The sequence below is a fragment of the Rhizobium sp. AP16 genome (assembly GCF_000281735.1).
Taxonomy (GTDB): Bacteria; Pseudomonadota; Alphaproteobacteria; order Rhizobiales; family Rhizobiaceae; genus Rhizobium; species Rhizobium rhizogenes.
On sequence record NZ_AJVM01000007.1, the window covers coordinates 38,119 to 60,316 of the forward strand.

A 22,198-nucleotide genomic window follows, 5' to 3' on the forward strand; every position below is an offset into this window, starting at 1 on the left:
TGCGGCAAAGCTTAGAGCTGGGGACGATGTTTCAGCCAAGGATGCAAAACAGGATTGACGGCTTTTCCGTTGTCGGCGGCGTCCACCGGCGGCAATGGAACGGCATCGTCGCCGATGTCTGGAACGTCAATTGTGCGGCCCGCGCCGGCGGCTATTATGTCGCCGAGGATCCACGCCTCTTTATCTTGCTCGACCAGCGCGGCTCCGGCACGAATGGCGTCAGGCTTTCGCCCCGCGCCCAAAGCCGGTCGCAGGACTATGATCACGAGAGAATGTCCTACATTCCCGCCGGTATGGAGCTTTGGGCGGATCTTGCCGGCATCGATTTCGTACGTCATCTCGATATTCATTTCGATGCCGACATCATCGGCCAAAGGTTGATGGAGGATATCGATCCGTCGCGTCTCGACAATCCGCGCCTGCATTTCTCCGATCCACGGCTGATGGCGCTGGCCGAGCTGATCGCGACCGAATGCGAAAATCCGGAGCCGCTGCACGATCTCTACGGCGACGGCCTGACGCTGTCGCTGCTGATCAATGTGCTGCAGCTGCGGGGTCCGCAACCGCGCCGGCGCAGCGAACTCGCCACCTGGCAATTGCGGCGCGCGGTCGATTACATCGAGGCAAATTGCCTGCGCACGATCCGGCTGGAAGAGCTGGCATCGCTGACTGGCCTGTCGCAATCGCATTTCAGCCACGCTTTCAAGGCCTCGACCGGCCTCCCGCCGCATCAATGGCAGACCAAGGCGCGGCTCGAACGAGCCAAGCAATTGCTGCTGAAAGGCGACACGCCGCTCACCAATGTCGCCGTCGAGACCGGCTTTGCCGATCAGGCGCATTTCACCCGCGTCTTCCGCAAGAATGTTGGTACCACCCCGGCAAGCTGGAAGAGGAGCCAGATTGCCTAAATGCCACACCTCTCGAGCAATTGCTGACATCGCGGAGAATTGCCCAAAAATATTCAATTTCCCCAGGATCAGACAAGCCGCGCCAATAAATATGAGTTAATTGCTCATCTTATTTAAGGGGCTGGCCACTTGGCCGAGCCGATAGGGCGCGAAGTTGGGACTGATGACGAACATGCAGGGATTGAGCAAAGACGTATCGATGTGGCGGCTGATGATGGGCGTGGCCATCGCGACGATCCTTTCGAGCGCGCAGGTTGTGGCGCAAGAGAGCCCGACGGTGTTGCAGCCACTGGTCATCCAGGGCGGGCAGAAGGACAGCGAAAAGAACGGCACCGCCCCGGTCAAGGGCTATGTCGCCACCAAGACGACAGCCGGTTCGAAAGCTGACACGCCGATCACCGAGGTGCCGCAATCGGTCTCCGTCATTGGCCGGCAGGAAATGCAGGATCGCGGCATCACCAACAAGGTCGACGAGGTGCTGCGCTACACGCCGGGCGTCACCACGCAGCCCTTCGGCAATGACGGCGATACCGACTGGTTTTATATTCGCGGCTTCGACGCCACCCAGACCGGCGTCTTCATGAATGGCCTGACGCTCTACAGCTATGGCTTCGGCGGCTTCCAGATCGATCCCTTCATGCTTGAGCGCGTGGAAGTGTTGAAAGGCCCCTCCTCCGTGCTCTATGGCGGATCCAATCCGGGCGGTCTCGTCAACATGGTGCGCAAGGAGCCGACCGACGATCCCTCTTACTACACCGAGATCGGCATCAACAATCTCGGCAACGCCTTTGTCGGCTTCGACTTTTCCGACAAGCTCTCGGCCGACGGCGTCTATCGCTACCGGCTGACCGGTAAGGTCGCCGGCGGCGATACCTATAGTGACGGTACCCACGATCTGCGCGGCTTCATCATGCCGCAGATCACCGTCTCTCCGGACGACTCCACTAAGCTCACCGTCTACGGCATGCTGAGCGGCCTTGACGAGATTCACAGCGGCAACGGCTTCTTTCCCTATGTTGGCACCGTGGTCGATGCGCCCTATGGCAAGATCAAGCGCGATGCCTTCTATGGCGAGCGCAGTATCGACAATCTGAAGTACACCCAGCAGATGCTCGGCTACGAATTTTCGCACGATTTCGACGGCGGCTGGACCGTGTCGCAGAATGCGCGCTATGGCCATCTCTACAAGCGCGAGGAAGGCCCCTATCTCAACGGTTATGTCGACGGCAATCCGCTCGATCCGTCCTATGACGATCCGAACTATATGCTGAGCCGCATCGGCTTCTTCGAACGCTCGAAGGTGGATACTTTCTCGGTCGACACCCGCGCTGAGAACAAGTTCGATACCGGCCCCATCAGCCATGATTTCCTGATCGGCACCGATTACTCGATCTACCGGCTCGACCAGGTCCAGGCGTGCTGCGGCTCCAACCCGATCAGCGCCACCAACCCGGTTTACGGCACCGCGCAGGGCGCAAACTTCGTCTACCTTGATCAAGTCCTGACGCAGCAGCAGCTCGGCGTCTACGCGCAGGATCAGATGCGCTTCGGTGGCGGCTGGCTGCTGACGCTCAATGGCCGCTATGACTTCGTCGACACCAACTCCGACGCAACAGTCGGCACCACCTACAGCTCGAACGAAAATGCGCCGAGCGGCCGAGCGGGCCTGGCCTACGAGTTCTCCAACGGCATAACCCCCTATGTCAGTGCCGGCACCTTCTTCAGGCCCCTGGTCGGCACCAGTGTCACCGGCGGCGGCCTGACACCGGAGAAGGGCGAGCAGTATGAGGCCGGCATCAAATATGAGCCCGACTTCATCGACGGCCTGTTCACAGCATCCGTCTTCCAGATCGACCGCAAGAACATGGCGCTGACCGACCCCGTCACCTTCCTGCAGCGGCAGATCGGCGAGGTTCGCTCGCGCGGCCTCGAATTCGAAGGCAAGGTCAATCTCGACGACAACTGGAAGCTGCTCGGCTCCTATTCCTATACGGATCTCGAAATTACCAAGGACATCGATTCCTCCGTCGTCGGCAATTCGCCCTATCTCGTGCCGAACTCCACAGCCTCTCTCTGGCTCGACTACGCCTTCACCAGCGATGCGCTTGACGGTCTCAGCATCGGCGCCGGCGTGCGCTATCAGGGCAAATCCTGGGCGGACGAGGCCAATACCCTGCGTGTGCCTTCCGCGACACTCTTCGACGCCGGCATCCGCTACGAGAAGAAGGGCTGGGGCGCTTCGCTCAACGTCGCCAACCTCTTCGACAAGACCTATGTCGCGGGTTGCGCCGGGGAAAATGTCTGCGGCTACGGCGAGGCGAGGACCATTACCTTCAAGCTCAGCAAGAAGTGGTAAGTGGAGAATAAAGGTATACTTTAATCCTCCACTATGGCAGACAACCGAGGATCGCCCGACGGCGATCCTCGTCCTCGTTTGAAACACAAAGGCGATGCAAAAGGAGGCTATCCAATGATGCATGCGAGAGATTTCACCGCCTCGGGCACCGCCATCCATGCCGATGCCGGGCGCCTGCTCGATCAACTCTGCGAGCACCTGGCAGAGCATGTGACGGTGACGCGAAGTGCCGAAGGCGCGCGGCTGGAAACCGTTATCGGCAGCGCCGATATCGCCGTGTCGGAAAACCGCCTCGACATCAAACTGCGCTGCCCGACCGCCTCCAAGCTGTTCACGGTCCGCAGCATGGTTGCCGAACGCCTCTTTGCATCATCCGGCGAGACGCTCGACCTCACCTGGGCCGACGGGCCACAGGCCGCCGTCATTCCCGATTTCCGCGAGATCACCGTTATTCGTGCAAGCAACATCACCCCGCATATGCGCCGCGTGACCGTCGCAACCGAGGACGCCAAACACTTCCTGGACGGCGGCCTGCATGTGCGCCTGCTGATCCCGCCGAAGGACCGCGCAGCGGTCTGGCCGCATACCGAACCGGACGGCCGCATTCATTGGCCTCGGGGCGAGGATGCGCTGACCATCCGCGCCTATACGATCCGCAGCATCGATCTTGCCAAGGGTGAGATGGATATCGATTTCGTGCTGCACGATGGCGACAATGTTCCCGGCGCATCATGGGCCTTGAATGCCCGTCCCGGCGACCGGGCAGGCCTCATTGGTCCCGGCGGCGGCGGCGTGCCCGCTGCCCGCAAGCTCATCCTCGCCGGTGACGAAACCGCCCTGCCTGCCATCGCCCGCATCGCGGCCACTGTGCCTGCGGAAGCCGAGCTGCGGATTTTCCTGGAAGTGGCAGACAGGCACGAGGAACAATCGCTGCCTTCGGCCGCATCGCTCAATGTCACATGGCTTCATCGCAACCAGGCAGCCGCGGGAAGCACCCGCGTGCTGGAACGGATCCTGCGCGATCTCGTACCCACCTCCGATCCCGAAACCTTCGTCTGGGTTGCCTGCGAGCAGACCGAAGCCCGCGCCATCCGCAACTTCATGAAAACCGAGATGGCCGCCGACCGTTCCCGCTTCAGCGTCGCGGCATATTGGCAACGATGAGCACCTGAGAGACGGTGAAGTACATTTTTGCCGCCAGTCGTGTCGATACGGCTAACATCGGTTGAGCGAAAGCCTTCGCGCTCCCAAAATGCACGACCACGCGAATTGGCTTCGATGACCGCGAGATACAGCCGCGTCGCTCATCGAGAGCGTCTAGCTAGACAATCAACAGAAATGGGTTGTGCAAAGTTTGAGTTGACCACTTTCAATGGCGAGGCGACATTCGCAACCGGTAGCAAGCTGGAGGAAAAGCGATGGACGAGGCAGACCGTTGGCGCCATATGACAAGTGCACCGAAAGACGGTAGTCGGATTCTGGTCACGATCCGACCATCTGAGCAGGGGCCGGCGGAAGTTGACCTCGCATATTGGTCGAATGGCGATCAGTTTGCGGGAGAAGGGTGGCGTGCGTCCGATTCCTCACCCGGGCAGATCATCGAATATGCCGAACCGGAATTGAAATGTTGGATGCCGATGCCCTCGGCTAACCTCCGTCGCGCCTCGATGCCTCCGCCATGGGAAGGCGACGACGACAAGAACCTTGACGGGTCAGGCATTTAAGAACTCGCGCCTGCCTCGCCCAAAAGGAAGTTCTCCCGCGAACTTACAATCGCAAGATTGCATTCCTATATAGGCTGAAAATCGCTTTTCTGCCCAAGGACAGGAGAACCAATGTTCCGCGCAATTCCACGTTTCGCTCAGGTCGCAGCCATCGTCGTCCTCGCCGCCGCCACCTCCATTGTGAGCTTTGACGATGCCGACGCACGTCGCGCCGGATCCAGCGGGTTTGGCAGCCGTGGAACGCGAACCTTCGACACACCGGCCGTAACGCGGACAGCCCCGACGCAGGCCGCGCCGATCGAACGGACAATGACGCCCCAGCAGCAGACCGCGACGCCGTCAGTGGCCGGTGCCGCCGCTGCGCAGCCGCGTCGCGGCCTCTTTGGCGGCTTCGGCGGCTCGATGATTGGCGGACTGATCGCCGGCGGTCTTCTCGGCATGCTGATCGGCCATGGATTTGGCGGCGGCTTCGGCTTCCTCGGCCTGCTGCTGCAAGCCGCGCTGATCTTCATGGCTATCCGCTTCGCCATGCGGTTTTTCGCAAACCGCCAACAACCTCAATATGCACCTTCCGGAGCGAATGCGTCGTTCAATATGAATGCATCCAAGCCCTCCTCCTTTCCCATCCCGCCGATCGGCGGCGGGATAGCAGGCACCGCGCAGAAAAAGCCGGCTCAAGCCAATGACGAGATCGGGTTGCAGCAAGCCGACCTCGACCGCTTCGAAAAGCTTCTGACCGAAGTCCAGTCAGCCTACGGTGCCGAGGATTATGCCACGCTGCGCCGGCTGACCACGCCGGAGGCGATGTCCTATCTTGCCGAGGAGCTTGGCGAGAACGCCACCAAGGGCGTCCGCAACAGCGTCACCGATATCCGCCTGCTGCAGGGCGACATTGCTGAATCCTGGCGCGAGGACAATGCCGAATACGCCACCCTGGCGATGCGCTATTCGAGCGTCGACGCACTGCTCGATCGCAGGACGGGCCGGCTTGTCGACGGCGACGATCGCAATGCCTCGGAAACGACCGAGATCTGGACCTTCATGCGCAAACCCGGTTCGGACTGGATCCTGTCCGCTATCCAGGGAACGGAAGTCCACCACGCTTGAATCTGCCTTCGGGCCGGTTGTGGTATATAGACAACGAATGCCGGGATATGCGCTCCCGGCATCTGCCTTGCGAACAGAAGGAAAGCTGACACTGTAACGCTAACCGCGCGTCGGTGGCTCGCTATTCCATTGCATCAACGCACTTTCCCGCAGAAATCGTAACTCTTATGTTCTCAAATCACTGCAGAAGGGGCGGAGTATCATTGCCAAGCCCTCCGCTCTGAGCGTATGGATCTCTCCGAACAAATGAACATGGTTATATCAGGGGAAAAGCTTGCAAGTCCTTGTTAGAGACAACAATGTCGATCAGGCGCTACGCTTTCTGAAGAAGAAGTTGCAGCAAGAGGGTGTTTTTCGGGAAATGCGTCTTCGCGAGTCCTATGAAAAGCCTTCCGAAAAGCGCGCTCGCGAGAAGGCCGAGGGGATCCGCCGTACGCGGAAGCTCGCGCAAAAGAAACTGAACCGCGAGCTCGGCATAAGTACCGCCAAAAAGCCCAAGCCGGCCTCCCGCTCCAAATAGCTATCACCTGCTCTCCATCAAAGGCACCCTCAGTTTCGAAGTTACCCCGAGGCTGATCCAACTACTGTGAGGAGCGACAGCCTTTCGCTCCTCATGACTCAATCCGGCGCCTTCCGGAGGAAATGAACCGGTCGGCTGGCAGTCAAGCAGGCCCTGCCAATGACTTTTCGACATGCCGGCGCTCAGTTCGGTCGGCAAGATCGGCGTCGCCAAGCCTAAGACCGGCAGGGCGAAGAACGCTTCCTCAACTGATCCCCGCAGTCCACTCATCCAGCGACATCGTTGGCAGATCGAACGTTTCGCCCGTTCTGACATAGCCGTGGCCACCCATTCGGCCGAGGGCGTTCAAGCCTTTCGGGTCGATATGCAGACGCTCGTTGACGAGGTTCGACCTGATGTGCAGTGCGAGCACCTCACCTATGACGATCTCTCGCGAGCCGCCAACCTGCAAGGTCACATGGCGACGGCACTCGAAAGCCGCCGGCGCCTCCGCGATATAGGGCGAGCGAACATGAGTGCCTGGCAAAGCCGTAGGCCCTGCGCGTTCCAGCTCGTCAACGCCGGCGGGAAATGGGACGGCAGTCACATTCATGGCATCCAGGTTTTCGGCTCCGACGATGTTCACGGTGAACTCGCCGGTATGGCGGATATTGTGCCCGGTATCCTTGAAGCTCAGATCGCCGTGATTTTCGACGCCAATCGCCAGGATCGGCGGATCGGCAGACAGGACGCCAAAAAAGCTGAACGGCGCAGCGTTGACGCGATTTTCAGTATCGACCGTGGTCACCCAAGGATGGGACGCGGCACGACAGTGCCGATCAGCAATTTGTAACACTCACGCGGCGTAAGCGAACCAAAATCGAACCGCGTAAAATCAGCCGCACTGGGCAGGCTCTTGGGCACCGTCATTGTCATATTTTCCTTGTCGTCTCCGGCATGGCCCACTCTTACAACGATGCCGGGATGTCTTTGTCGTTAGTCGGAAACAGCCAGGTAGCGGCTCAATATCTCCCCGACATCCGGCGCATCATCCTCATCGACACGCGCGCGGTCTTCGACGGCGTGGAGGTGGTGATCCATGATTTCCGTCGCGCGCTCGCGATCGAGCTGCTTCAGAGCCTCAATAAGCTGGATGTGCTCATCGATGCCGCATTCAGCGGAATGGGGTCGGCCGAACCGGGCAAGAATGAGTGAGGAGCGGGACACGACCCGGCTGATGAAGTCGATCAACAGCTTCGAATCGGTCAGTTCGGCCAGCAGAATGTGAAACTCCCCGGCCAGCCGGATTGACCGCGGCGAGGACGACCGCAGCGCGCGCTCCTCTTCGCGGACATGCGATATCAGCGCATCGATCCCGTCTTTCGGCATGCGCGTGCAGAGCCGCTCGATGACTTCTCGCTCCAGGCAGCGGCGTAGCGCGAAGACCTCATGTGCTTCCTCCAACGTCGGCATGGCGACCGAGGCACCCCGGTTGGGCTTGATCTCGACCAGACCGTCGGAAACCAGGCGCACAAGCGCATTGCGAGCGCTCGTACGGCTGACGCCGAAGGTGTCGCCGATGGAATCCTCCGGCAACTTAACCCCAGGCTTCAGCGCCTGCTCAAGGATCGCCCGTCTCAGTGAAGCGTAAATGGCATCACTGCGCGTCTGGTTCGTGGACATAGAGCTCTCCATCGCGTGGTTTGGCGGTGCTTTTCATTGCGCCTCTATATGCACAATTTTTGTCTGCCATAAACGGATAAAAATCGCATGCAATTTATGTTGATATTGCATACGATCTAGAATACGAATTTTGATACGCTCTGCAAGCGAATTAAGATTGCCGCTAGAATACCGGCGCCGATTTTGGCGCGATCACGCCATTTTCGTTAGAAAATCGCTGATTTTGAGCAGAAATTGCATACAATATAAAGATCGGGGAACAATATGATCAAAATTGGAAAATTACTTCTCGCCGGAGCCTTACTGCTCGGCCTGGCCCTGCCAGCCGGAGCAGAGACATTCCGCTGGGGCGCATCACGCGATCTGGGTTCGCTTGATCCCGATTCCTATGGCGACAGTTTTACGCTCGGAGTGCTCAATCACGTATACGAAGGCTTGGTGCGGTACGATCGCAACCTGAAGATCGAGCCTGCACTTGCCACATCCTGGGAAGTTGTTTCGCCGACGACCTGGCGCTTCAAGCTCCGCGAAGGCGTCAAATTTCACAACGGCGCCGATTTTACGGCGGAAGACGTGCAGGCGTCGCTGGTGCGCGCCAGCGATCCGAAATCACCGCTCAAGGGCAACATTCCTGCCTATAAAGGATCGCGGGTCATCGACGCCCATACGATCGAAATCGATGTCACGCCGAACTACCCTCTCCTTCTCAATGATCTGACAACGATCTACATCTTCGATGCCGGCTGGCTGAAGGACAACAATACCGAGGCCCCGACCGACGTCGGATCGGGCGTCGAAGGCTACGCGACCTATCATGCCAACGGCACCGGTCCCTTCAAAATCGAGAGCCGCCAGCCCGACGCCAAGACCGTTTTCGTCAAGTTCGATGGCTGGTGGGACAAGCCGCAGCACAATATCGACCGGATCGAGTTCACACCGATTGCGTCCGACGCGACACGCGTGGCGGCGCTGTTGGCCGGCGATATCGACTTCACGGACAAAGCGCCCGTTCAGGACATCCCTCGCCTGCAGGCTTCGCCGAACGTCAAGCTTCTCGAGGGCACCGACCTGCGCACGGTCATGATCGGCTTCAGCCAGCGCGACACGCTCCTTTCCGGCGCTCCCAACCCGATGAAAGACGTGCGCGTTCGTCAGGCGATGCAGCTCGCGATCGACCTTGACCTCATCAAGAAGAAGGTCATGCGTGGAAAGTCTCGTAATGCCGGCACGCTCGTCGCACCGCAGATTCCGGGCTACGACGCTGCGCTCGATACACCGCTGCAGGCCGACTTGGAAAAGGCAAAGGCGCTCCTGAAGGAGGCCGGCGCTGCGGATTTCGCCTTCGACTTCAACTGCACCGACACGCTCGTCAACGAAGAGCAGATCTGCCAGGCCGTGGCTTCCATGTGGTCGCGCATCGGGCTGAAGCCGAAGCTTGACCAGGGACCCCGCGCAGTCCAGACGCCGAAGCGCTCGAATGGGCAGGTCGATGTCTACACGCTCGGCTGGGCGACCCTCCCGATGCTCGACACCTACAGCCTCACCTCGCAGGTCCTCCACACGAAGGGCGGCACATATGGCATCTTCAACTGGGGCGGCTGGTCGGACAGCGAATTCGACAGACTGACGGAAGCCTCGGCGGTCGAACTCGATCAAACCAAGCGCCTGGCACTGGAGGCGGCATCCCTCAAGGTTGCCAAGGAGCATGTGCTGATGATCCCGTTGCACCAGCAACCTTTGACCTGGGCGACGGCGAACAAGGTCGCGGACCTGCCGCTCTTTGCCGACAACCTTCCCCGCCTATGGCTTGTGAAGAAGTAACGATGCAATTTGGCTCGCCGCACCCTACGGCGGCGGGCCTCCCTCACGAAAAATCGGGCTCGATCAAAACCAGGGACGTAAAGCGCAATGATCGCCTTCCTCGTAAAGCGCATCGGCAATGCGATCCTCGTGATGTTGACCGTCACCTTCATCGCTTTCATGATTTTCCGTTTCGTCGGCGATCCCGTCGAAATGATGATGAACGAAAGTGCCACGCAGGCCGAACATGACGAACTGCGCACCAGACTCGGCTTGAACGACGGATTCCTGACGCAATATGTCCGCTTCGTCGTCAAGGCGGCCCAGGGCGAATTCGGGCTTTCCTATCGAAACCAGCAGGATGTCATCAAGCTGATCGGCGAGCGGTTTCCGGCGACATTCGAGCTTGTGCTCATCGCTACGATCATCTCGCTCGTCGTCGGCATTCCGCTTGGTGTCTTCACCGCCATCGGGCGCGGAAGATGGTGGGCGGAAGGACTTCAATTCACCTCCGTGATCGGAATCTCCCTGCCGAGCTTTCTTGTCGGCATTCTGTTGATCCTGGTGTTTTCCGTGTCTCTTGGATGGTTACCCGGCTATGGGCGCGGCGATATCGTCCAGATCGGCTGGTGGTCAACGGGGCTGCTTACCTCTTCCGGGCGCGCCGCGCTGGTGCTGCCGGCACTCTCACTATCGCTCTTCCAGATCACGCTTGTCATGCGGCTTGTTCGCGCCGAGATGCTGGAAACCCTGCGTTCGGACTTCATCAAGTTCGCCCGCGCCCGCGGCGTTCGGCGCCGATCGCTGTGGTTTCGTCATGCGCTGAAAAACTGTCTGATGCCGGTCATTACTTTGACGGCAATGCAGATTGGCAATCTCATCGCCTTTGCCCTGGTCACCGAGACCGTGTTCCAGTGGCCCGGCATGGGCATGCTGTTCATGCAGGCAGTCACCTTCGTCGATATCCCTGTGATGGCCGCCTATCTCTGCATCGTGGCCTTCATCTTTGTCGTCCTGAACACCTTCGTCGATGTCGCCTATGCCGTCGTCGATCCGCGTCTGCGCAAAGCCTGACCGAGAGGAGCACCCCATGAGCGGCATCGAAACGGCCAATCCGACGAAAGCGGCGTCCCCGCGCCCCTCCCTCCGTCGCCGCATCGCCGATACGGATCTGTGGTGGAGCTTCAAGAAGCATCCCTCCGCCATCATCGCCACCATTGTCCTGGCTTTGCTGCTGGCATCGGCATTTCTGGCACCATGGATCGCACCGCAAAATCCGTATGATCTGGCATCTCTCGATCTGCTAAACGCCCAGTTGCCACCGATCTGGAGCGCAGATGGTCAGTGGCCCTACCTGTTGGGCACCGATCTTCAGGGCCGCGATGTGCTTTCGGCTATCCTCTATGGATCTCGCGCTTCGATCGTGATCGGCGCAGCCTCTGTCGCCGTCTCGCTGGCGGTCGGGGCCACGCTTGGCCTCATCGCCGGCTATTATGGAAAGTGGGCCGACGGTTTGCTGATGCGGGCGGGCGACGTCCTTCTTTCGATGCCGACGATGCTGATCGCCATCCTCGTGTCGGCCATGGCGCGCCAGATGCTGCCGCCCGGACTGCGCGACGCCGGCGCATCGTCAGTGATCGTGTTTGCCATCTCGCTTTCGGCCTGGGTGCAATATGCCCGCACCGTGCGCGCTCTGACGATGGTCGAGCGCAACAAGGAGTATGTGCAGGCGGCCCGGTTGATCCGCGTGCCGGCGCGGCGGATCATGCTGAGGCACATCCTTCCGAATACGACCACGCCGCTGCTGGTGACCGCAACGCTCAATTTCGGCTTCGGGATTCTCATCGAGGCGACACTTTCCTTCCTCGGTGTCGGCATGCCCGTCGAGCAGCCATCGCTCGGCACCTTGATCCGCATCGGCAACGAATACCTGTTTTCGGGACTGTGGTGGATCGTCCTGTTCCCGGCCATTCAGCTCTGCCTGCTGGTTGTCTCGATCAATATCCTGGGGGATTGGCTGCGCGATGCACTCAACCCCAAACTGCGCTGAGGACGTCACATGAACAAGCTTCTCATCACCAACACGCGCCCCATGGGCAAGGACCTCGCCGATATCCTGATCGTGGACGGCCGTATTGCCGCTGTCGGCCAGAACATCGCAGCCGAGGGTATAACGGTCGAAGATGCCGGCGGACGCATCGCCATTCCTGGCCTCGTCGATGCCCATACCCATCTCGACAAGTCGCTGCTCGGCTATCCCTGGTATGTCAACGAAGTCGGGCCGCGGCTCATCGACAAGATCGACAACGAGCGCCAGGTCAAACGTGATCTCGGGCTGGATGCCCACATCCAGTCCATGCGCCAGTCGCTGCAGTCCGTCGGCTACGGCACCACTCTGATCCGGACTCATGTCGATATCGACACCGACCAGGGCCTCATTGCGCTGGAAGGTGTCATGGAGACCCGCAGGCAGCTTGCCGGCATTGTGGAAATCGAGATCGTTGCGTTTCCCCAATCAGGGCTCATGCGCCGGCAAGGCACGGATGAGCTCCTGGATCGGGCGATAGCAATGGGTGCGGACCTTGTCGGCGGCCTTGACCCCTGCGGCATGGACAAGGACCCCAAGGGCCATCTCGACGCGATCTTCGCCATCGCGGAAAGGCACGGCAAGGGCATCGACATTCATCTGCACGAGTCCGGCGAACTGGGCGCTTTTTCCATGGAGATGATTTTCGAACGCGTCCGCGCGCTGGGGCTGCAGGGCAAGGTCGCCGTCAGCCACGCCTTCTGCCTCGGCCACCCGGATTGGAACATGACGCAAGGGCTGATCGATACATGCGCCGAACTCGACATCCCGATCCTGACAACGGCGCCGCCATCCCGCGAGACGCCATCCCTGAAGCGGCTTCTGGCGGCAGGCGTCCGCTTTGGCGCTGGCGTCGACGGCTTTCGCGACACCTGGGGTCCATATGGCAACGGCGACATGTTCGAACGCGCCATGCTTCTCGGCATGAAAAACAATCTGCGCCGCGATGACGAGCTTCCGCTGGCCTTGCATGTCTGCACAACCGGTGGTGCCGTTGTGATGGAGAGGACCGGCCATGAAATCGCCCTGGGCGGACGTGGCGACATCGTGCTGGTCGAAGGGGAAACGCTTGCCGAGGCAATCGTCACCCATGCTCCGCGAAAGCTGGTCGTCACCGCCGGAAACGTCGTCGCCCGTGATGGCAAAAGCCTGCGAGAACGCCCATGAGCTGGTCGGATCTTCCGCTCGGGCACCGTCCGCAAGGACGCTGGGCGCTAGCAGCGCGATTTATCATTGCGGACACCCCGGATGGACGGCGGCTGATCGAGAACGGCGAAATCGTCATCGAGCAGGATCGCATCGTCTGGGTCGGACATCGCTTCGCCGGTGAGCTTGCAGCCAGATATGACATGGGGGAGGCCCTCATTGGCCCCGGCTTCGTGGATCTCGACGCGCTTTCCGACCTCGATACCACCGTGCTTGCCATGGACAACCAGCCGGGCTGGAAGAAAGGGCGGGTCTGGCCCGCCGATTATGCGGCGCAATCCCGCGAGATGTACACAGCCGAAGAGCTGGCGTTCCAGAAACGCTATGCCTTCGCGCAACTTTTGCTGAACGGGATCACATCGGCGCTGCCGATCGCATCGCTTTTCTACCGGGCCTGGGGAGAGACCGTCGCCGAATTCGAAGCCGCCGCTCAGGCAGCCGACGATCTCGGGCTGCGCGTCTGGCTGGGGCCGGCCTATCGCAGCGGCGGCGTGGTCCTCGACGAAGCTGGCACCATGCAGACGGTCTTCGACGAAGCCCGAGGCCTTGCGGAACTCACTGAAGCCACAGACTTTGCCCGCCGCATCCACGGCCATGCGGATGGTCTCATCTCAGGCATGTTTGCACCCGACAGGGTCGAGACGTGCACGGAGAGTTTGCTCAGGCAGACCTTCGCCCGAGCGGACGACCTAGACTTGCCGGTACGGCTGCATATGGCCCAGGGCGAAATGGAACTCCAGACCGTGCGAAGACTGCACGGCGTCACGGCACCACGCTGGCTCGCCGATCTCGGATTGCTTTCCCCTCGCCTCATCGCGCCGCATGCAACGGTCGCAACGGACGAGGATCTCGCCCTCTATGCCGACAGTGGCGTAACGGTCGCGCACTGTCCGCTTGTATCGGCACGCCACGGATCGGCGCTCAAATCCTATTCGCGCCTCAAGGCGATGGGCATCCGTATCGGCATGGGCACCGACACGGCCCCGCCGGACATGGTCTTGAACCTTGCTGTCGGCCTGATGGCCAATCGCATCACCGAGGGCAAAGGTGACGCTGCATCCGCATCCGAATTCTATGACTCGGCAACAATTGCCGGCGCCGATGCGCTAAGGCGCCCCGATCTCGGCCGAATTGCACCCGGCGCAAAGGCCGATATCGCCGTTTTCGACATGAGCGATGCCATGATCGCGCCCCGCATCGATCCGGTTCAGACGCTGATCTATGGGGCGACCGGCCGCATCACCAGGGCAACGATCGTCGACGGGCGCATCTCGATGCGCGATGGCGCCGTTGCCGGAATCGATCTGGCGACTGCGCGTGCCAGAGCGCAGGCGCAATTCGACAGACTGGTTTCCCTCTATCCGGAGCGAACCTATCGACACCCGCCGGTCAGTTCGATTTTCCCACCAAGCTACCCAGCCCTGGAGCAGCAATGACGCAAACGGCCCAGATCCAAACGGCTTATGAACCAGCACTTGTGGTATCCGGCCTCTCGGTCGAATTTCCGACCCGGCGGGGAACGCTTGCCGCTTTGTCCGATGTCTCGTTGACGATCGCTCCGGGAGAAATCTTGGGCGTCGTCGGCGAATCCGGTGCAGGCAAGTCAATGACAGGGATGGCCGTGCTGGGCCTGCTGGAACCGCCGGGTCGCGTCATCGCCGGCGAAATCAGCATTGCCGGTCAGCGCACCGATAGCCTGAACGAGAGACAGATGGAGAAGGTTCGAGGACGCAAGGTGGGAGCCATCTTCCAGGACCCGCTGACGTCGCTCAACCCTCTCTTTTCCGTCGGACAGCAGCTCGTCGAAACCGTTCGATTGCACTCCGATATCGACAAAGCTGCTGCTCGGCTTCGGGCTATAGAACTGCTGAAACATGTCGGCATTCCCGGCGCGGAAGAGCGGGTGGACCACTATCCGCATCAGTTTTCGGGCGGAATGCGCCAGCGCGTTGTCATTGCACTGGCTCTGGCGGGCAACCCTCGACTGATCATCGCCGACGAGCCGACAACGGCGCTGGACGTTTCGATCCAGGCCCAGATCACGGCATTGCTGCGTCGCCTTTGCGTCGAACAGGGGGTGGGGGTCATGTTAATCACCCATGATATGGGCGTCATTGCGGAGACCGCCGACCGCGTTGCGGTGATGTACGCCGGTCGCGTCGTTGAGATCGGTCCCGTGGCGGAAGTCCTCGCACGTCCCAAGCATCCCTATACGCGTGGGCTTATGGCGTCGATCCCGGCGCTTGGCGCGCGGCTTGATACACTTGCGCAGATCGATGGCGCCATGCCGCGCCTGAACGCCATGCCTTCCGGATGTGCGTTCAATCCGCGCTGTCGGGATGTGATGCCGCGCTGTCGCGTCGAACGACCATCGCTCACTCAGGCGGACGAGCATGGTGCCGCCGCCTGCTGGCTGATCGAAGGAGGTGTCCGATGAGAGATATCGAAAACGCTCTCGAAGTCGACCAGCTGACCCGTGTCTTCGAGGTCTCGGCACCATGGCTGAACCGGGTGATCGAGCGCAAGCCCAGGCGATATCTGCAGGCCGTTCAAGACGTGACCTTCACCGTGAAAAAGGGCAAGTGCCTCGCGCTTGTCGGCGAATCCGGTTGCGGCAAATCGACTGTCGCGCGTCTGGTGACAGGACTGCATGAGCCGACTGAAGGTGCGATTGTCTTCGGCAGCTCCGCCAGCGGCAAGCCAATGGAAGCGCAGATGATCTTCCAGGATCCCCATGCGAGCCTCAATCCCCGATGGCGCGTGGGCGATATCATCGCCGAGCCGATCCGCGAGTTCAAACTGAGAACGTCGCCTGCCGAGATTGCGGAAAGAGTATCGCAGCTGCTGCGCGTCGTCGGGCTGTCGCCCGATGACGCCAGGCGGTATCCACGCGAGTTTTCGGGCGGCCAGCGACAGAGAATTTCGATTGCCCGCGCATTGGCCGGCGAGCCGGAATTCCTCGTCTGCGACGAGCCCACTTCCGCGCTGGACGTTTCTGTCCAGGCGCAAATTCTCAATCTAATGCGCCGGCTTCAGGACGAACTCGGACTGACCTATCTTTTCATCAGCCACAACCTTGCCGTCGTGCGTCACATGGCCGACAGGATTGCCGTGATGTATCTGGGCCGTATTGTCGAGGAGGCGGAAACGGAAGCGCTCTTTGCCAATCCACAACATCCCTACACGCAGCTTCTCCTTCAGACGATACCCGATGTGCTGGCGCCAAACAGGGCGCGCACGCTGATGGGGGGCGAGCCTCCCAGTCCCCTCAACCCACCGGCGGGGTGCACATTTCATCCGCGCTGTCCCATGGCGCAGGATATTTGCAAAACTGCTGCCCCAACGCCACGCCAACGCATGGGTGGCGGAAAAGTCCTGTGCCATTTCGCGGGCGTGTGAATCGGCCGCGAGCACTGTCCCCAGTGGATTTGGCATTGAACGCCTGGTGGCGCTGTTCGCGCATACACCGGCTTTCAAAGTCGCTCTGAAAAATCATCACTCGGTGTTCGCTGCCGCTTCACAAATCCTGAAGATTGCGATTGCAATCGACAAAGAGCCTCCATTCTCCCATCTGGTACTCAGTCGATGATTTTGGGGGCAGACCGCTCAATGCGAACATCCAGGCGGATGACGCGGGTTCCGAAGATGTCGGGGCCGGTTAACGTCTCGAAGACAGGCACGAAGACCGGGCGAACGATCGTCAGTTTCGTCGCGAAGTGCCCGATACTGTCGCTGGCATTCGTCATCTCGCCACGTTCATCGGCACCGACAATAAGAAGATTGCCAGCAAACGGCGAGCCGTGGCCTTTCAAGTCCGTTACGCTGTGAACCCCGTCGGTCAGGCTATTTGCCCCTGCGTAGAGGAGATGAGAGCCCTCGATGCGAACGACATCGATCTGGCTGCTTCCGATCAATTTGGAGATATGCGCAAGCTGATCTGCTGCGGGAATCATCACGGTCCGGATCGTTTCGGCAGCTGCGTTCAGAAGGTAGGCTTTGACTTCAGACATATGATTTTAATTCACCAACCGTGATCTCCGTCTGAGAGGTTTGTGGAGGCCTCCGGAGGCGTGCTTACCGCCTTGCCGCCCCGAGCATTAGAACCAAACGATACCGTCTCCATAGACATAGGTCGGCACAACTTTTACAAGCACCAAAATTCGTCCGGTGCGTTTCCTTTTCTTCAACAGGAAGCCTTCGCCATCATCTTACGGTTGAGTACGCGAGCGACAATATCGCGGATACTCCGATCGCTGCATTTGATGTGGGAACACTTCACAAGGATACGCGGGATCTTGCCAATGGCGCGAAACCTCACGCCAAACTGCTTGGAACATAAGTGCTCGTTACGACGCAATGGCTGAAACTGCAGTCACTCGGCGCCGGATCGCTCGTTGTCTGAACTCGATTGCTCCAACGAACGGTGAAGCGCTTCGTCCGCTTGAAGTGCGAGCTCATCGAAATATTCCTCAAAATACCTCCGCGCGATGATGGAGGTCATGGAGAGGCTGCGCCGTGGGTCGACGATCAGCGACAGCACCATCGGTGGCAAACCACGATCAGCTATGCGGGAGCAATGTATTCCCTCATCATCCTTCAAGGGCATGCCCTTAGCCACGGCCGTCACACCGAAACCGCACCCCTCGCGAACCATGGAACGCATGAGCGATAAGCTATTGGTCGTCAAGACGGGCTGCAACCTCGCACCGATACGTGCGGCGGCAATGTCGACAACATCACGCAAGTGACTACTGGCATCAGGGACGATCGTCGGCTTTTGGAAGAATTCTTCGATAGACATGCTATCCGGCTGCTTCACACCGGGACTTGCCGGCAACATGGCCATCAGGTGAAAGTCAGCCGAACGCGTGACAACGACCCCCGGTAGAGGCGGGGGACTGAACGTCAGTCCGAAGTCTACGCTTCCGTCCCTGACCAGTTGACGCACACGGTCCGAATCCGCCACCGTGATCGAGTTGCGAATGCGAAGATGATCCTTCATGAACCGCGCGATCGCCGCGGGCAGAAAGTCGGGCACAGTTTCCTGCGAGGCGGCAATTTTCACTTCGCCACGGCGAAGCCCCTTCAATTCCTCGATCTCGAATTTGATCCGGGAAAGGTCCTTATTCCATTCTCTATAACCGTTAATGAGCAATTCACCCGCGGAGGTCAGCCGCATGCCTCGTGGCAGACGCTCAAATAAGGCAACACCGAACTCCTCCTCGGCACCGATGAGCTGCTTATTGATCGCGGAAGCCGAGACATTCAGTTTCTCCGCGGCTTTTCTGATCGAGCCGCGTTTAGCGATCTCGTCGAGATAATGTGCGAACCGAGAAAACAAAAGCCTACTCATTCGGGAAGAGTACCTCGTTGAAGAAAAGGAAACACACCGGACGAATTTTGTTGGTTGTAAAAGCCGGGCGACCTAGTGTCTACTGGGATAATACTTCACCTGCAACTTATGATGGCAAAAGGCCGCATTTATGTATCTGGAGACCCCGCAAACCTATCAGATAGAGATTGCCAGCGAGAATTTCAGCCTACCGATTATCCGGCTGAATGACCGACGCGCGATCGCGCTGCTGATGGTAATCGACATGGGTATCCGGTTTGGTGACATCGTCGGCAATGCTCTCGCCAATCATTTTGCGCAGATGCGGCCCGACATCGTCGTCGGCAGCGCCACCTTGGGCGTCCCGGTCGCGATCGAAGTCTCGCGGCGCCTTGGTATAGACCAATATGTCATCCTGCAGAAATCACCGAAATTTCACCTTGCCGATGCCTTGGTCGAGGATGTGCGTTCCATTACGACCGCAGTGCCGCAACGCCTTCTGCTTGATCGCCGCTCGATAAGCCTGCTCCAAGGCAAGCGCGTTCTCATTGTCGACGATGTCATCGCCACCGGCTCCAGTATGGCAGCAGCAATCAGGCTCGTGCGCCGCGCTGGCGCCAATATAATTGGTGCCGGTGCCATTCTGACCGAGGGGCACGCCTGGCGAAACCTGCTGGGCGAGGACGCCAACCTGGTCGCCAGCCTCAGCCACATTCCTCAGTTTGACATGATCGCAGGGGTGGCGATCCCCGATACCACGACCGAGAAAGACGCTTGGATGGATGACCGAGCTTTGGTCAACAAGCATTTGACACAGGCCCAACGGAGACGCTCTACGGCTCAACGGGATGCAGCACAGGTGTAGCGCGACGTTCGACGACTTTCCTGAACTGTCTTCCCGCAATCGCCAGGCGGCATGTGATCGAGACCAAATTTGCATTTGAGCCATTGCGGAGAACCGTTGCAGCCGGTTTTCCGAGAGTTTCTTGAAGTTACGTTTAAGGGGACAAAAACATGCAGCCAGCAACCGTATCGCAAACTGACGGCAATACTCTCTTTCCCATCGTACTCTCGATCGTGGCGGCTGCCGCCACGGGTGTACTTTGGGCCTATGCCAATCCAATCCAGCTCGTGCCCGGTGTCATCCAGTGGCGCATTTTTGCCTTCCTGCCACCGGTGATCGGTATCCTGCTCGGCTGGCGCAGCGGCTTCATTTGCGGTTATCTCGGTACTATCGTTTGGTCGCTTCTCGCCGGCACTTTCATCCCCGCACATTCGCTCATCGTCGATGGCGTCATGGTCGGCCTGACCGGCCTTGTGCCGGGGCTCCTCTTCGATCCCGCCAAGACTGTCTTTGATCGCCTGGCGCTGATCAAGATTGCTGTGACCTGCCTTGTCATCGGGCTGATTATGGTGGTGGCGGTATCCGCAAGCCTCGCCTATCTCGGCATTTTTCCGTTCTGGTGGGGTTTTGGCTATCTCGGCCTGTCCGACATCGTCCCGATGGTCGTGGGCACGCCGCTGCTGATCATCCCGGCCCTGAAAATTCTAAAGAGTGCACATCCCGCCGGCTTCAAGCGCTTCTGAACCCGATCTGGATCAACAAGTGCTCAATATTGCCAATCTGACGATCGGTTTCGGCGGTCCCGCACCGGTGCTTGCCGAAACCAATTGCACGCTTGATGAGGGGCAACGGCTTCTTGTCTGTGGCGAAGCCGGTAGCGGCAAGTCGACGCTGCTCGGCGTTGCCGCCGGCCTGATCCCGCGCCTCATTCACGCTCCCGAGTTCTCCGGCCAGGTGGAACTTGCCGGCCGTCCGCTACACTCTTTCACCAAGAAAGAGCTGTTCAGCACGATCGGCTTCGTGGCTCAAAATAGCGAAGACCAGCTTTGGGACATCTGTGTCGAGGATGTCATCGCGTTCCCGATGGAGAACAAGGGTGTCGAGCAGAACGTGATCCGCAACCGGCTCGCCGAGCTGATTGCGGAATTCGAGCTGGAGGCGTTGCGTGGCCGTCGGGTTCTGACCCTCTCGGGTGGTGAACGGCGGATGGTCACCATTGCCGCAGCGATCGCCTCGAACCCGGCAATCCTCGTGCTGGACGAGCCGACCACCGGGCTCGATCCCGCTGCCCGTATGAGACTTTCCAATATCCTGCGGAAGGTGTCGGATAGCGTCCCGACCCTGCTGATCTCGGAGCAGGACCCTTTGGCACTCCATTCGGTGATCGACAGCATCGCTCTGTTGCGTCATGGCAGCCTTTCTCCAAGCATGCCGCCAAAGGCTGTTCTCACAGAGGATGCCGCCTGGATCGAAGCCGGCATTCTGCCGCCGATGCGCTCCCGGCCCGCGCGACAGACCGTTGAGACGGGCCGCCCGCTGTTGACCGTTTCGAAGCTGACGAGCCAGCTTTCCCGCTCGCACGGAAACCCGGTCCTGAAGGATGTAAGTTTCGAGGTGCGGGCTGGAGAGGTGCTTGCACTCATCGGCCGCAACGGCGCCGGCAAAACGACGCTGTTCAAATCGATCCTCGGACTTCTGAAAACGACCGCAGGCTCCATCCTCTTCGGCGAGACGAAGGCCGACGACTGGTCCGTTGCCGCCCGCGCGCGCAAGATTGCCTATATCCCGCAGAACATGCGCCATATTCTGTTCAATATGACCGTACTCGGTGAAGTGATCTTTGCCATCACGGCCTCGACCGCCTCCTCCAGCGACCCAGCCATCATCGCCCGCGCCACGGCAGCGCTGGAGCGCTATGCACTCTCCCACCTCGCCGAGGCCAATCCATTTGCGCTTTCGGCCCGCCAGCAGGCTCTGCTGAGCCTTGCTTGCGCCGACGCAACCGGCGCGGCTGTCGCCATCATCGACGAGCCGCTTTTGGCCAGGGACATCAAGGGCCGGCAAATGCTGGAACTTTTCATCTCGTCAATGCAGTCCTCGGGACGTGCGGTGATGTTGATCTCGCACGATCTGCAACTGGTCGATGATCTGGCCACCCGTCTGATGATCCTCAACAATGGCACGATCGCGTTCGAGGGAAAGCCCGAAGATGGCTGGGAAAGCGGCATCTTCCGCTCTCTCGGCTGGCAAGTACCCTATGATAACGCAACCTGGAGCATGGCATGACGCGGCTTCATGAGCTCAATTTCTTTATCAAGCTGGGGATTGCCTTTGCCATCATGCTGGCAGCCTGGCTCGCTCCCAACTGGCGCTTCGGCGTGCCCCTTGCGCTTGCCTGTCTGATCCTTTTATGGGTGATACGCGTCCCTGGTCTTCGCGGCTATATCAAGGGTGCCACCCTGCTCACCGGCATGGTCATGTTGAGCTGGATGATAAACCTTTGGCTACAGGGCCTTTCGACAGGCGACGCCCTGTCTGTCGCCGCCGCGATGGCGGCTAGGCTGGTGACAACCACAGCCGCCTTCTATTTCGTCATGGAGACAAGTACGCCGGGCTCGATATTGGCAGCGGCAAGCGCCGCACGGCTGCCGCC

19 protein-coding genes and 2 pseudogenes are annotated in these 22,198 nt (G+C 59.7%); 17 read left to right on the forward strand and 4 right to left on the reverse strand.

The features are described from left to right. The first annotated feature begins 26 nt into the window (after positions 1-26). From PMI03_RS05425 to rpsU, 6 genes are all read left to right on the forward strand, one after another. Entirely contained in the window at positions 27-908 is an 882-nt protein-coding gene (locus tag PMI03_RS05425) for an AraC family transcriptional regulator (protein WP_007690700.1), read from the forward strand. A gap of 172 nt (positions 909-1,080) precedes the next feature. Next, positions 1,081-3,264, forward strand: coding sequence for a TonB-dependent siderophore receptor (locus PMI03_RS05430; protein WP_007690702.1), 2,184 nt, complete (start codon positions 1,081-1,083; stop codon positions 3,262-3,264). Positions 3,265-3,378: 114 nt separating this feature from the next. Beyond that, complete coding sequence (locus PMI03_RS05435; protein WP_007690707.1) at positions 3,379-4,428, forward strand: siderophore-interacting protein; 1,050 nt, start codon at positions 3,379-3,381, stop codon at positions 4,426-4,428. Between the two features lie 254 nt (positions 4,429-4,682). After that, positions 4,683-4,988, forward strand: a complete 306-nt coding sequence (locus PMI03_RS05440) for a hypothetical protein (protein WP_007690709.1) — start codon at positions 4,683-4,685, stop codon at positions 4,986-4,988. Positions 4,989-5,099: 111 nt separating this feature from the next. Continuing rightward, the gene (locus tag PMI03_RS05445) at positions 5,100-6,095 is read left to right on the forward strand and encodes a Tim44 domain-containing protein (RefSeq protein WP_007690711.1); all 996 of its coding nucleotides are present in this window, start codon (positions 5,100-5,102) and stop codon (positions 6,093-6,095) included. A 274-nt stretch (positions 6,096-6,369) separates the two neighbouring features. Continuing rightward, on the forward strand, positions 6,370-6,615 hold the full coding sequence (gene rpsU / locus PMI03_RS05450; protein ID WP_007690712.1) for a 30S ribosomal protein S21: 246 nt from the start codon (positions 6,370-6,372) through the stop codon (positions 6,613-6,615). A gap of 244 nt (positions 6,616-6,859) precedes the next feature. Here the strand turns inward: rpsU and PMI03_RS05455 are convergent. Continuing rightward, positions 6,860-7,524, reverse strand: a pseudogene (locus PMI03_RS05455) (flavin reductase family protein). Between the two features lie 66 nt (positions 7,525-7,590). Next, positions 7,591-8,277, reverse strand: coding sequence for a GntR family transcriptional regulator (locus PMI03_RS05460; protein WP_007690715.1), 687 nt, complete (start codon positions 8,275-8,277; stop codon positions 7,591-7,593). Between the two features lie 264 nt (positions 8,278-8,541). Here PMI03_RS05460 and PMI03_RS05465 point away from each other — a divergent pair, with 264 nt between their 5' ends. The 7 genes from PMI03_RS05465 (at position 8,542) to PMI03_RS05495 (ending at position 16,768) form a co-directional block, all read left to right on the forward strand. Further along, the gene (locus tag PMI03_RS05465; protein ID WP_007690716.1) at positions 8,542-10,098 is read left to right on the forward strand and encodes an ABC transporter substrate-binding protein; all 1,557 of its coding nucleotides are present in this window, start codon (positions 8,542-8,544) and stop codon (positions 10,096-10,098) included. Positions 10,099-10,185: 87 nt separating this feature from the next. Next, positions 10,186-11,151, forward strand: a complete 966-nt coding sequence (locus PMI03_RS05470; protein ID WP_007690718.1) for an ABC transporter permease — start codon at positions 10,186-10,188, stop codon at positions 11,149-11,151. A 16-nt stretch (positions 11,152-11,167) separates the two neighbouring features. Further along, positions 11,168-12,127, forward strand: coding sequence for an ABC transporter permease (locus tag PMI03_RS05475; RefSeq protein ID WP_007690720.1), 960 nt, complete (start codon positions 11,168-11,170; stop codon positions 12,125-12,127). Positions 12,128-12,136: 9 nt separating this feature from the next. After that, a complete protein-coding gene (locus tag PMI03_RS05480) occupies positions 12,137-13,330 on the forward strand; it encodes an amidohydrolase family protein (protein ID WP_007690722.1) in 1,194 nt (397 codons plus the stop codon). Next, positions 13,327-14,805 (forward strand): amidohydrolase family protein, encoded by a 1,479-nt coding sequence (locus PMI03_RS05485; protein WP_007690724.1) that lies wholly within the window; start codon positions 13,327-13,329, stop codon positions 14,803-14,805. The genes PMI03_RS05480 and PMI03_RS05485 overlap by 4 nt, the downstream gene beginning before the upstream one ends. Continuing rightward, complete coding sequence (locus tag PMI03_RS05490; RefSeq protein ID WP_007690726.1) at positions 14,802-15,806, forward strand: ABC transporter ATP-binding protein; 1,005 nt, start codon at positions 14,802-14,804, stop codon at positions 15,804-15,806. The genes PMI03_RS05485 and PMI03_RS05490 overlap by 4 nt, the downstream gene beginning before the upstream one ends. Beyond that, complete coding sequence (locus PMI03_RS05495) at positions 15,803-16,768, forward strand: ABC transporter ATP-binding protein (RefSeq protein WP_007690728.1); 966 nt, start codon at positions 15,803-15,805, stop codon at positions 16,766-16,768. Before PMI03_RS05490 ends, PMI03_RS05495 begins: the two co-directional genes overlap by 4 nt. Before the next feature lie 179 nt (positions 16,769-16,947). On the opposite strand, the gene PMI03_RS05500 is transcribed toward PMI03_RS05495, so the two are convergent. Both PMI03_RS05500 and PMI03_RS05505 read right to left on the reverse strand, forming a co-directional pair. Next, positions 16,948-17,379 (reverse strand): hypothetical protein, encoded by a 432-nt coding sequence (locus tag PMI03_RS05500; protein WP_007690730.1) that lies wholly within the window; start codon positions 17,377-17,379, stop codon positions 16,948-16,950. A 362-nt stretch (positions 17,380-17,741) separates the two neighbouring features. Beyond that, a complete protein-coding gene (locus PMI03_RS05505; protein ID WP_007690732.1) occupies positions 17,742-18,722 on the reverse strand; it encodes a LysR family transcriptional regulator in 981 nt (326 codons plus the stop codon). A gap of 130 nt (positions 18,723-18,852) precedes the next feature. Here PMI03_RS05505 and PMI03_RS05510 point away from each other — a divergent pair, with 130 nt between their 5' ends. The 4 genes and pseudogenes from PMI03_RS05510 to PMI03_RS05525 all read left to right on the forward strand — a co-directional run. Beyond that, positions 18,853-19,566 (forward strand): phosphoribosyltransferase family protein, encoded by a 714-nt coding sequence (locus PMI03_RS05510; RefSeq protein WP_007690734.1) that lies wholly within the window; start codon positions 18,853-18,855, stop codon positions 19,564-19,566. Between the two features lie 149 nt (positions 19,567-19,715). Continuing rightward, the gene (locus PMI03_RS05515; RefSeq protein WP_007690736.1) at positions 19,716-20,288 is read left to right on the forward strand and encodes a hypothetical protein; all 573 of its coding nucleotides are present in this window, start codon (positions 19,716-19,718) and stop codon (positions 20,286-20,288) included. Between the two features lie 19 nt (positions 20,289-20,307). Continuing rightward, positions 20,308-21,831 (forward strand): ABC transporter ATP-binding protein, encoded by a 1,524-nt coding sequence (locus tag PMI03_RS05520; RefSeq protein WP_007690738.1) that lies wholly within the window; start codon positions 20,308-20,310, stop codon positions 21,829-21,831. Continuing rightward, positions 21,828-22,198, forward strand: a pseudogene (locus PMI03_RS05525) (energy-coupling factor transporter transmembrane protein EcfT); the annotation flags it as partial. The gene PMI03_RS05520 and the pseudogene PMI03_RS05525, both read left to right, overlap by 4 nt.